Consider the following 287-nt stretch of genomic DNA (forward strand, 5'->3'; position numbering starts at 1 on the left):
GTGGAAGAAGTTGTCGTCTATTCCAACCTGTTCGACGTGTAATAACTCCTGCCAGAGGATGCACAGGTGTTGTTCAGTATCTGTAGACGGTGCCACATACTCGGCAGTGCTGACAACCTTCGGAATCGGCAGGGCTTTAAGGTCAAGTTTGCCATTGGCTGACAGAGGTAGTTTTTCTATAAATACTATAGCGACCGGCACCATGTATTGCGGAAGCTGCTGGCGTAGTTGCTCCTGCAATGTATTGTCAGAGAGTGCCTGCCTGGCTGTGTACCAGGCGACAAAGT

The 287-nt window shown here is 49.8% G+C and carries 1 protein-coding gene; it reads right to left on the reverse strand.

Annotation, left to right across the window (positions count from 1 at the left end):
- On the reverse strand, positions 1-287 hold a 287-nt coding region (locus tag E1189_RS00165; RefSeq protein ID WP_155158144.1), incomplete at both ends, for an AMP-binding enzyme.

The organism is Parendozoicomonas verongulae (genome assembly GCF_009711465.1).
In the GTDB taxonomy this organism is placed as follows: domain Bacteria; phylum Pseudomonadota; class Gammaproteobacteria; order Pseudomonadales; family Endozoicomonadaceae; genus Sansalvadorimonas; species Sansalvadorimonas verongulae.